We start from the raw sequence: 9,759 nt of genomic DNA on the forward strand, positions 1-9,759 counted from the left end.
TACACCGACAGCATGGGCCGCCGGAAGGTCAAGGGGAACATGGATATCGAGCTTGCGGTCGACGCGATGGAGCTTGCGCCACATCTTGATCACATCGTGATCTTCTCCGGTGACGGCGATTTCCGCCCGCTGGTCGAAAGCCTTCAACGCCAAGGCGTGCGCGTCTCTGTCGTCAGCACGATCCGCAGCCAACCGCCCATGATCTCGGACGAGCTGCGCCGCCAAGTGGACAACTTTATCGAACTCGAAGACCTGCGCGACGTTATTGGCCGGCCGCCACGTGAAACATCTGACGAATAACCCGCGACGGCGCGCCTAAATCTCCGCATCCCTCATGCCCCCGCAATAAATGCGCGCGCATTTGAAGCATCAGACTGTGCCGCCGCTGGTCTGGACGATGCGCCGCGCAACCCTTACCTATGGCCCATGCCCAAGGAGAGTGTGATGACCAAACCGCCTTTGACCCTGTATCTTGCCGCGCCACGCGGTTTCTGTGCGGGCGTCGACCGCGCGATCAAGATCGTCGAAATGGCCATCGAGAAATGGGGCGCGCCGGTCTATGTGCGCCACGAGATCGTGCACAATAAATTCGTCGTCGACGGGCTGCGCGAACGGGGTGCGATCTTTGTCGAGGAACTGTCGGAATGCCCTGATGACCGGCCCGTGATATTCTCGGCGCACGGCGTACCGAAAGCCGTCCCCGCCAAGGCCGAGGCCCGCAATATGGTCTATGTCGACGCGACCTGCCCGCTTGTCTCCAAGGTGCATATCGAGGCACAGCGCCACGCCGACGCGGGGCTGCAGATGATCATGATCGGCCACGCGGGCCATCCCGAAACCATTGGCACCATGGGGCAGCTCCCCCCGGGCGAGGTTCTGCTGGTCGAAACGCCCGCCGATGTCGAAACCGTCGAGGTGCGCGACCCGAGCAAGCTGGCCTATGTCACCCAGACGACGTTAAGCGTTGATGACACAGCCGAGATTGTCGCCGCCCTGAACAAACGTTTCCCGCAGATCATCGGGCCGCACAAAGAAGACATCTGCTACGCCACGACCAACCGTCAAGAAGCGGTGAAGGCAATGGCACCGAAGTGTGATGCGATGCTTGTTGTAGGCGCGCCAAACTCATCGAACTCCCGCCGTCTGGTCGAGGTCGGATCGCGTGCGGGCTGCGATTACGCCCAACTGGTGCAGCGCGCGACGGACATCGACTGGCGCAGCCTCGAGGGGATCAAAAGCATCGGGATCACCGCCGGTGCCTCGGCCCCCGAACAACTTATCAACGAGGTCATTGACGCGTTCAAAGACCGCTACGATGTGACCACCGAAATGGTCGAAACCGCGGTAGAGAATGTGGAATTCAAAGTCCCCCGTGTGCTTCGGGTACCCGCATGACCGGCATCCCCCGCGCGCCGCTTTGGCTTGGCCTTGCCGGGCTTACTCCCTTTGTCTGGGGGGCCTTGACCGGGCTGGTCGATCCCTTGGCGAACTGGGGCGCGGCGACGTTCGGCGGCCGTTTTGTCGGGCCATATATCCAGCTGTTCTATGGCACAGTTATTCTTTCCTTCATGTCCGGCGTGCTATGGGGATTCGCAACCAAGACCAGCGGGGCGAAGGCGACGGCCGGCTATATCCTCGCCGTGATCCCGGCGCTTTGGGCGTTCTTCATGACCAGCGGCGGCCCCGTGGGTGCGGGGCTGAACCTGATGTTCGGTTTTGCGGGTCTACTCGTCCTTGATGCCGCCTTCTGGCACTGGCGTCTTGCGCCGCGCTGGTGGCTAAAGCTGCGCACGCTTCTGACCGCCGTCGTGCTGGCGTGTCTGGCTGTGGGCGTCTTTCTATAGCAGCGAAACTTGCGGGCGGGGCGTAGATTAGGCTGGACGCCCCCACGCCAGACTGGATAAGGCAGCCCCATGACCAAGCTGATTGCATATACTGATGGTGCCTGTTCCGGCAATCCCGGCCCCGGTGGCTGGGGTGCCCTGATGCGGGCGATGGATGGCGACAAGATCGTTAAGGAACGCGAGTTGAAAGGCGGCGAACCCGCCACCACCAACAACCGGATGGAACTGATGGCCGCCATCAGCGCGCTCGAGGCGCTGGCCCGCCCGACCGAGATCACAATCGTCACCGACAGCAACTATGTCAAAAATGGCATCACCGGCTGGATCTACGGCTGGAAGAAAAACGGCTGGAAGAATGCCGCTAAAAAGCCCGTCAAAAACGCGGAGCTTTGGCAGCGGCTGGATGCGGCAAATGCGCGGCATCAGGTCACCTGGGAATGGGTCAAAGGCCACGCGGGCCACCCCGAGAACGAGCGCGCGGATGAACTCGCGCGGGCGGGCATGGCCCCGTTCAAAACCAAATGAGCCTGATCACCCTGCTGGAATATGCCTCCGTTCTGGTCTTTGCGATTACGGGGGCGCTGGTCGCCAGCCGCGCTCAGCTTGACCTTGTAGGCTTCGCCTTTATCGCCTGCCTCACGGCCTTGGGCGGCGGCACACTGCGCGACCTGTTGCTGGATCGAAACCCGATTTTCTGGATTGCGAACCCCACCCATCTCGCCGTGGGCGTCACTGCCGCGATGGTGGTTTTCTTTACCGCGCATCTCCTCGAAAGCCGCTATCGCGCGCTGCTATGGCTCGATTCCGTGGCGCTCGCGGTGGCGGTTGCTGCGGGTACGGGTGTGGCGATCTCGCTTGATCAATCCGCTGTGGTCGTGGTGCTGATGGGGATGATCACAGGCTGCATGGGCGGGTTGATGCGCGATGTTGTCGTGGGAGAAGTGCCGCTTGTTCTGCAACAGGGTGAACTTTATGTGACCGCCGCTTTCGCCGGTGCCGCAACCGCTGTCATCATCCGTAGCATTCTGGGCGATGATGCGCTGGCGCTGTTTGCCGGTGCCTGTATGACATGGATTTTGCGTGCCGGATCGCTGTATTTCGGGTGGCACCTGCCCGTGTACAAAAGCCGCCCGCCGCGGGTGTAACGTTACTTTCGACGCCAGTGAAACGGCACGATGATCAGTGCCCCGATAGAGGACGCGATAGCGTTCATGCCGGCCGAATTAAACCCGAAGCCGAACATCAACCGCACGAAATAAAACAGAAAAGCGCCGCCCACGCAGATGATGATCGAGGCAAGATAGCCGTTGCGGGTAAAGCCTGACTTTTCGGCGAAAAAGCCGACAAGCCCCGCGATCACAACCGTGCCAATAAGCGTCGGAAGCATGATTTACCCTTTGCTTAGAACTGTGCCCGCAGCGATCTGCGCACCACGCTGGAATGTCTGCGCATCTTGCGCCGCTTTCCCCGCACGTTGCAAGCGGATCAGCTGAACCGCACCCTCCCCGCAACCGACGCGCAGAGTGTCATCCAGAACCTCGCCCGCTGCACCCTCGCCATCGGCAAGCTTCGATGCCAGCACCTTCACCCGCGTGCCGTCCAGATCGAACCATGCACCAGGAAACGGCGACAGCCCCCTGATTTGCCGGTCCACCTCTGTTGCGGGGCGTGACCAATCGATGCGCGCCTCGGTCTTGTCAATTTTACTGGCATAGGTCACGCCCTCTTCGGGCTGCGGTTCCGGTTGCAGGTCAGGCAGTTGCCGAAGTGCTTCCACGATCAACTCTGCGCCCATGGCGCTTAGTCGGTCATGCAGTTCGATCGTCGTCTCGGTGGTGCGGATCGGCGTCGCAGCGCGCAACAGTACGGGCCCCGTGTCCAACCCCGCCTCCATCTGCATGATGCACACACCCGTTTCAACGTCGCCCGCCATGATCGCCCGATGGATCGGCGCGGCCCCCCGCCATCGGGGCAACAAACTCGCGTGGATATTCAGACACCCGGATTTCGGCGCATCCAGAACGGCTTGGGGCAAGATCAGACCATAGGCCACAACAACAGCCACATCCGCGCCGAGCGCTGCAAACTCCGCCTGCGCTTCGGCGGTTTTCAACGAAACGGGGTGACGTACCAATAACCCCAAAGCCTCTGCCCGTTGCTGCACCGGGCTGGGGCGGTCCTTTTTGCCTCGCCCTGCAGGGCGCGGCGGCTGGCAATAGACGGCGGCGATTTCGTGGCCGGCCAAGACCAACGCATCCAACACTGGCACTGAAAAATCAGGTGTTCCCATAAAGATAAGACGCATCGAACACTTCCCTTCAAACCATAGAGGCAATCAGCCCTTGTACTTGCGCGCCTTGCGCAGCAGCATATCACGACGCGTTTTACTCAGATTGTCGACAAACATTTTTCCGGCAAGATGGTCGATCTGATGCTGCACGCTGGTCGCCTCCAACCCGACGAAATCGCGCGTCACTGTCGCGCCCTGCTCGTCAAGATACTGCACTTTCACACCACGTGGACGCCGGATCTTGGCCGATATTCCGGGCAAATTCGGGCTCGCCTCTTCGTATTCATTCATGATCGCCGAAGCGTCGATGACGACAGGGTTTGCCAAACGGATCCGCTTGTCCCGCGCTTGCGAGGCATCGACAACGGCGACCTGCAGCGACACCCCGATCTGCGGTGCGGCCAGCCCGACCCCCGGCATCGCGTCCATCGTGTCGATCATGTCGTCCCAGAGCGCACGAATTTCATCATTTATTTCTGCCACTTGGGTGGCGGGCGTCCGCAAACAGGCGTGCGGCCACGGAAGAATGCGACGAACGGTCATTGGCTTTGCTCCTGCGCGACACGGTCATAAATGACGATGCCATCAAGGTGGTCATATTCATGCTGCACGATCACGGCCTCTGCGCCGGTAAACTTTCGCTCGTGGGTGCCATCAGCATCCGTCCACCGCAACGTAACCTCTGTTGCGCGGGCAATATCCATCGGCACGCCGGGGATCGACAAACATCCCTCTTCGCCAATCGCGCGGGTGTCAGACAGGCTGACAATCTGCGGATTGATACAGGCGACAGGCGTCGGGGTGCCGTCCTTCCAGCCCGCATCGAAAACGAAAATACGCTTGGTCCGGCCAACTTGCGGGGCCGCCAACCCGCGACCGGGCGCGGCATACATCGTCTCGAACATATCAGCGATCAGCTGGTCGATCTCGGGCGTGCGCGTGGCGACAGGCGCGCACACAGCTGTCAGCCGCGCGTCAGGCCAGGTCACGATGTCCAACACGCTCATCCGCGCGCCAGTTCGCGTTTCAGCTTGGTCATTTTGCGCGTGATCATCTGGCGCTTCATCGGTTTGAGATAATCGATAAAAAGCTTGCCATCCAGATGGTCGATCTCGTGCTGCACGCAGGTCGCCCATAGTTTGGTAAAGGTCTCGGTCTGCTCGTTCCCGTCGATATCGATCCAGCGCACGTCCACATCTGCGGGGCGCGTCACATCGGCAAACTGCTCGGGGATCGACAAACACCCTTCTTCATAGGTGTTCAGCGCGTCCGAGGCGGCGATGATTTCGGGGTTGAACATCACCAGCGGTCGCGGCGTCTCCCCCTCTTCCTTTACGCAATCCATGACGATCAAGCGGTGCATCACCCCGATCTGGGGGGCCGCAAGACCGATCCCCGGTGCGTCATACATCGTGGCGAGCATATCATCAGCCAAGCTGCGCAACTCGTCCGTCATATCGGTCACGGGGGCGCATGGCTTTTTCAGCCGCGGGTCAGGGTGTAGTAAAATATTGCGTATCATTTGGTTGATTTAGGCCAACACCTGCGCCGCTGCAACCTCGGGGCTTGCGGTCTGGTCGATTAGGTTTAGCGTGTCGGCCAAATCTGACAGGAGAACCCCATGAGCTTTGACGAAATCATCGACCGGCGTGGCACCCATTGCGCGAAATGGGACAAGATGGAGCCGATCTACGGCGTCCCCGCGGATACGGGCATTGCCATGTGGGTTGCGGATATGGATTTCCGCCCGCCTCAGGTGGTTCAAACCGCGCTGCAAGATATGTTGGACCATGGTGTCTATGGCTACTTCGGCGATGACAGCAAATATCTGGGCGCCATCCAATGGTGGATGGAGCATCGACACGGCTGGAAAGTCGCGCCCGAGTGGATTTTCACCACGCACGGCCTGGTTAACGGAACCGCGATGTGCGTAGACGCCTTCACCAAGCCCGGGGACGGAGTTGTCCTGTTCACACCGGTTTACCACGCCTTTGCGCGTGTGATCTCCGCCGCAGGGCGGCAGGTGGTCGAATGCGAAATGGCGATAGAAGGCGGCCAGTATACGCTCGATTTCGATACCTATGACGCGCAAATGACGGGCAACGAGACGATGCTGGTGTTCTGTTCCCCCCATAACCCGGGCGGGCGTGTTTGGTCCCGGTCAGAGTTGGAACAGGTCGCAGCCTTTGCCAAACGCCATGACCTTGTCCTCGTCTCGGACGAGATTCACCATGATCTGGTGATGCCTGGTCATACGCACATCCCAATGGCCCTGATCGATGGCGTGGCTGATCGGTTGGTCATGATGACCGCGACAACCAAAACCTTTAACATTGCCGGTTCCCACTCAGGCAACGTGATCATCCCCGATCCGAAGCTCCGCGAAACCTTTGCAGCACGCATTGCAGCCATGGGGCTTTCGCCAAACTCCTTCGGTCTGTTTATGGCGACCGCAGCCTATTCGCCGGAAGGGGCCGCATGGGTTGATGATCTGGTCAGCTATCTGGACGGCAACCGGCAGATCTTTGACGCTGCGATTCAGGACATTCCCGGGCTGCAATCCATGCCGCTTCAATCAACCTACCTTGCTTGGGTCGATTTCAGCGGGACCGGAATGGACAGATCAGAGTTCACCCAACGGGTCGAAAACTCCGCTGGGATTGCTGCAAACCACGGGCCAACTTTTGGCAAGGGCGGGGAAAGCTTCCTGCGGTTCAACATCGCCACCCCGCGCGCCCGGGTAGAAGAAGCCTGCAACCGTCTGCGCGAGGCGTTCAAAGACCTGCAATAAAATCAATGCGGTGCGTCGACGGTGATCAAGCCCGCCGGCGCATCTGCAGCCCGTTCGAAATCCAGCGCCGCAGATTTCGCGACACGGGTTGCGCGTTTGAAATCAAACAGCATTTCGCCGCCTTCTTGCTCTACCGCGACGATCAAACATTGAAACAGATGCGCCGCGCCATCGAATAAATCGACCCGACCGCGCAACTGCGGTCCCGTCTGCGCATCAAGCGAGAAGCCGGTGTCCCAATAACGCAGGACCTTATGTTCGACCCCGTCCGCGTGTACCCGCAAACGCGACGATTTTCGCAGGCTATCGACACGTGCGGCATCCAGCCCGGCCTGAATGTCTTTCGGCAATATGGCTTCCACAGCTTCCTCCCTCCAAAGACTTCCAACATGAAGCGTGACGTGTTGGGATTCAAAATCAAGTGCGCCCCAAGAATTTATTCGACGTGCATCAACGCAGCCCCCCTGTGCGTCGCGTGCTATGGCCTTTCGCCCGTCTGAACTTACCTTGAACACGAACAAGTAAAGGAGTGGTGTATGGGACTGCTGATCGACGGAGAATGGCGCGATAAATGGTACGATACGGAGTCTACCGGAGGTAAGTTTGAACGCTCCACCTCCAAATTTCGCAACTGGGTCACAGCGGACGGCAGCGCGGGCCCGTCAGGAAAATCAGGCTTTCAGGCTCAATCAGGGCGGTATCACCTCTACGTCAGCTATGCCTGCCCTTGGGCACATCGCGCACTGATTTTCCGCGCGCTGAAAGACCTTACCGACCATATCAGCGTGTCGGTCGTACACCCCGATATGATGGAAGACGGCTGGACTTTCGCAACAGATTTCGAAGGCGCGACCGGAGACACCCTCTTTGGCAGTGACTTTTTGCGTGACATTTATATCAAAGCCGATCCAAATTTTACAGGCCGCGTCACGGTGCCTGTGCTTTGGGACAAGGCGCAAAACACGATCGTATCGAACGAATCGGCCGAGATCATTCGCATGTTCAACAATGCGTTTAATGAAATCACCGGCAATACTGATGATTATTGGCCGACTGACCTGCGCGAACAAATCGCCGACATCAACGAACGCGTTTACGAGACCGTTAACAATGGCGTCTATAAAGCCGGGTTCGCGACGTCTCAAGATGCCTATGACGACGCGGTTCATCCGCTTTTTGACAGTCTGGCGTGGCTCGAGAGCATCCTCGAAAACAACCGTTTTCTCGCGGGCGACAAGTTGACCGAGGCCGACTGGCGGCTGTTCACGACCCTCGCGCGCTTTGACCTCGTGTATCACACCCATTTCAAGTGCAACCATAAGCGCCTTACCGATTACCCGAACCTTTGGGCCTATACGCGGCAACTTTATCAACACGCTGATATCGCCGAGACCGTGCATTTCGATCACATTGTTCGGCACTACCATTTCAGTCAAACCACGGTGAACCCGCATCAGATCATCCCGATTAACCCGACGGTCGATTTCACCGCCCCACATGGGCGCGATTAGGGACACGGACGTTAGGCCACCAGCGTTTCTGCCTTCTTCAAATCGACAGAGACCAGTTGGCTGACGCCCTGTTCCGCCATGGTGACGCCGAACAGCCGATCCATTCGCGCCATGGTGACAGCATGGTGCGTGATGATCAAAAAGCGCGTGTCAGTCTGTCGGCACATCTCGTCCAACAGGTCACAAAAGCGCGTCACATTCGCATCATCCAAAGGCGCGTCAACCTCATCCAACACACAAATCGGCGCAGGGTTCGCAAGGAACACTGCAAAAATCAGCGCCATCGCGGTCAAGGTCTGTTCGCCCCCCGACAATAGGCTAAGCGTGCTAAGCTTTTTGCCCGGCGGCTGGCACATAATCTCCAACCCCGCCTCCAGAGGATCGTCCGATTCGACCATCACAAGGTTGGCCTCACCACCGTTAAAAAGATGTTTAAACAGCATAGAGAAATTGCTGTTCACCTCTTCGAATGCGGTCAGCAAGCGTTCACGGCCTTCTTTATTCAGGCTCGCGATACCGCTGCGCAATGTCCGGATCGCCTCGGTCAAATCCGCCTTTTCGCCAACCAAAGTGTCGTGTTCCGCCTGAACCTCTTTCGCGTCTTCCTCGGCACGCAAGTTCACAGCACCCAAGGCTTCGCGCTGTCCCTTCAAACGGCTCAGCTGGTTTTCAAGAACCTCGACATCTGACATCTCATCTGCATTGATCTCAAGTGTTTCTGCCAGCGCTTCGGGGGTCGTGTCACGTTCTTCATCAATGCGCTCTGCGGCAAGGGTTACCGTTTCCTTCGCCGCATCTGCGCGCGCCTCTGCCCGCGCCCGCGCCTCGCGCGCCTCCGACGCCAAGCGCTCTGCGTCACGCTCAGCCAATGTCGTTTCGCGCAAATCGGCTTCCCCGGTAGACAACTGTGTGCTGGCCGCCTGCGTGCGGGTCTCTGCCGCAGAAATTGCGCCCGTCAACTCTTCACGTTTCGCCGCGATTTCCCCGGGGGCAGAGCTCGCTTCGGTCAACTCTCTTTCAGACGCTTCTTTACGTTCAAGAAGCTCGGCGCTGCGTTTACCCGCCGTGTCCCGGCGGTTCCGCCAGCCGCCCAACTCCTTGGCGACGTCTTGGGCACGTCTCTCGCGCGCGGTGCCCTCGCGACGCAGTTCGTCCAGCGCAGAACGCCTCGTCATCATCGCAATGCGCGCGCCTTCAACGGTCTGTCGCAACATCTCCACATCGGCGCGGGCACTTGATACGTCGTCAAGCGCGGCAAGCGCATTCTCTGCCTCCGTCACCAAACGTCGACCCTCGATCGCCTCTTCCTCGTGGCGGGCGACG

Annotated in this window: 14 protein-coding genes; 7 read left to right on the forward strand and 7 right to left on the reverse strand. The window is 59.2% G+C overall.

Features of this window, described 5'->3' with window-relative positions; translation table 11 throughout:
* The 5 genes from B3849_RS00665 to B3849_RS00685 all read left to right on the forward strand — a co-directional run.
* A partial coding sequence (locus tag B3849_RS00665) for an NYN domain-containing protein (RefSeq protein ID WP_286779695.1) occupies nucleotides 1-300 on the forward strand: 300 nt, incomplete at its 5' end.
* 144 nt (nucleotides 301-444) lie between these two features.
* Nucleotides 445-1,395, forward strand: coding sequence for a 4-hydroxy-3-methylbut-2-enyl diphosphate reductase (gene ispH / locus B3849_RS00670; RefSeq protein WP_064215903.1), 951 nt, complete (start codon nucleotides 445-447; stop codon nucleotides 1,393-1,395).
* Nucleotides 1,392-1,844 (forward strand): DUF3429 domain-containing protein, encoded by a 453-nt coding sequence (locus B3849_RS00675; protein ID WP_037941280.1) that lies wholly within the window; start codon nucleotides 1,392-1,394, stop codon nucleotides 1,842-1,844. Before ispH ends, B3849_RS00675 begins: the two co-directional genes overlap by 4 nt.
* A gap of 69 nt (nucleotides 1,845-1,913) precedes the next feature.
* Nucleotides 1,914-2,369: a ribonuclease HI gene (gene rnhA, locus B3849_RS00680; protein WP_005849948.1), complete on the forward strand. Its 456-nt coding sequence runs from the start codon at nucleotides 1,914-1,916 to the stop codon at nucleotides 2,367-2,369.
* Nucleotides 2,366-2,989, forward strand: coding sequence for a trimeric intracellular cation channel family protein (locus tag B3849_RS00685; RefSeq protein WP_009825341.1), 624 nt, complete (start codon nucleotides 2,366-2,368; stop codon nucleotides 2,987-2,989). The genes rnhA and B3849_RS00685 overlap by 4 nt, the downstream gene beginning before the upstream one ends.
* A 2-nt stretch (nucleotides 2,990-2,991) precedes the next feature.
* Here the strand turns inward: B3849_RS00685 and B3849_RS00690 are convergent, their stop codons facing one another.
* Genes B3849_RS00690 through def (B3849_RS00710) form a run of 5 tightly spaced genes read right to left on the reverse strand, consistent with a single transcriptional unit; the run spans nucleotide 2,992 to nucleotide 5,656 of the window.
* On the reverse strand, nucleotides 2,992-3,231 hold the full coding sequence (locus tag B3849_RS00690) for a hypothetical protein (RefSeq protein ID WP_005849950.1): 240 nt from the start codon (nucleotides 3,229-3,231) through the stop codon (nucleotides 2,992-2,994).
* 3 nt (nucleotides 3,232-3,234) lie between these two features.
* Nucleotides 3,235-4,149: a methionyl-tRNA formyltransferase gene (gene fmt / locus B3849_RS00695; protein WP_286779696.1), complete on the reverse strand. Its 915-nt coding sequence runs from the start codon at nucleotides 4,147-4,149 to the stop codon at nucleotides 3,235-3,237.
* A gap of 30 nt (nucleotides 4,150-4,179) precedes the next feature.
* Complete coding sequence (gene def, locus B3849_RS00700; RefSeq protein ID WP_278424399.1) at nucleotides 4,180-4,677, reverse strand: peptide deformylase; 498 nt, start codon at nucleotides 4,675-4,677, stop codon at nucleotides 4,180-4,182.
* Nucleotides 4,674-5,141, reverse strand: coding sequence for a peptide deformylase (def, locus tag B3849_RS00705; protein WP_286779697.1), 468 nt, complete (start codon nucleotides 5,139-5,141; stop codon nucleotides 4,674-4,676). The genes def (B3849_RS00700) and def (B3849_RS00705) overlap by 4 nt, the downstream gene beginning before the upstream one ends.
* Nucleotides 5,138-5,656 (reverse strand): peptide deformylase, encoded by a 519-nt coding sequence (def, locus tag B3849_RS00710; protein WP_278375850.1) that lies wholly within the window; start codon nucleotides 5,654-5,656, stop codon nucleotides 5,138-5,140. The genes def (B3849_RS00705) and def (B3849_RS00710) overlap by 4 nt, the downstream gene beginning before the upstream one ends.
* Nucleotides 5,657-5,755: 99 nt before the next feature.
* Here def (B3849_RS00710) and B3849_RS00715 point away from each other — a divergent pair, with 99 nt between their 5' ends.
* Complete coding sequence (locus tag B3849_RS00715) at nucleotides 5,756-6,925, forward strand: MalY/PatB family protein (RefSeq protein WP_278424402.1); 1,170 nt, start codon at nucleotides 5,756-5,758, stop codon at nucleotides 6,923-6,925.
* A gap of 2 nt (nucleotides 6,926-6,927) precedes the next feature.
* Here the strand turns inward: B3849_RS00715 and B3849_RS00720 are convergent, their stop codons facing one another.
* Entirely contained in the window at nucleotides 6,928-7,287 is a 360-nt protein-coding gene (locus B3849_RS00720) for a hypothetical protein (protein ID WP_286779698.1), read from the reverse strand.
* 174 nt (nucleotides 7,288-7,461) lie between these two features.
* Here B3849_RS00720 and B3849_RS00725 point away from each other — a divergent pair, with 174 nt between their 5' ends.
* Nucleotides 7,462-8,436, forward strand: a complete 975-nt coding sequence (locus B3849_RS00725; RefSeq protein WP_278424405.1) for a glutathione S-transferase family protein — start codon at nucleotides 7,462-7,464, stop codon at nucleotides 8,434-8,436.
* 11 nt (nucleotides 8,437-8,447) lie between these two features.
* Here B3849_RS00725 and B3849_RS00730 read toward each other — a convergent pair.
* Nucleotides 8,448-9,759: chromosome segregation SMC family protein (locus tag B3849_RS00730; protein WP_414718002.1), on the reverse strand; the 1,312-nt coding region annotated here is incomplete at its 5' end.

It is taken from the genome of Sulfitobacter sp. UBA4523 (assembly GCF_002388305.1).
GTDB lineage: Bacteria > Pseudomonadota > Alphaproteobacteria > Rhodobacterales > Rhodobacteraceae > Sulfitobacter > Sulfitobacter pontiacus.